The organism is Streptomyces sp. DH12 (assembly GCF_020873895.1).
In the GTDB taxonomy this organism is placed as follows: domain Bacteria; phylum Actinomycetota; class Actinomycetes; order Streptomycetales; family Streptomycetaceae; genus Streptomyces.
In genome coordinates, this window is record NZ_JAHWGT010000642.1 from 1 (window position 1) to 536 (window position 536).

1 pseudogene is annotated in these 536 nt (G+C 68.8%); it reads right to left on the minus strand.

Going from position 1 to position 536, the window contains the following annotated elements:
• Positions 1 to 111 (minus strand): annotated as a pseudogene (locus tag LPA54_RS42985) (Crp/Fnr family transcriptional regulator); the annotation flags it as partial.
• Positions 112 to 536 lie beyond the last annotated feature (425 nt).

Below are 536 nucleotides of genomic sequence, written 5' to 3' on the forward strand. Positions count from 1 at the left end.
CAGTGAGTCGCCCCGTGCCAGGGTCACCTCACTCATGGAGGCGCGAAGCTCCGCGGCCTGCTCGTCATCGAGCGCCGCGAAAAGCGGGTTCCGCCGCAGAACGTCGTCCACGAGTTCTCTCCTCTTCGACCTGCTCAGGGGATCTTGGTTCCCCTGCGTGCCAGGGGACCGTGGTTCCCATTTTGCCGGACCGTCCAAACAGTGTGATCTGTCACAAGGATGCCGCACAGGTCGGCCGGGGTATGCGGCAGGGGTCCAATTGGACGCCGATCTTCTGGGGCCGGGGCGGATGTCCGTGCCGGGTCGTAGGCTGGCCGGGTGTCCAAATCGCCGGTGAGAGCACAGGCCGAGGGGGCTGCGCGGGTGAGTGCAGAACGCGATTCCGCTGTGGGCGAACAGGGCTCCGATGGCGGTAGGAAGACCGCGGGAGCCGCGAGGACGGCTGCCGCCGGGACGGGCGCCTCCGCCTCCGCCGCGAAGAAGGCCGCCCCTTCCAAGAAGGCGGCTGCCCGGAAGCCCGCCGCGGCCAAGAAGGC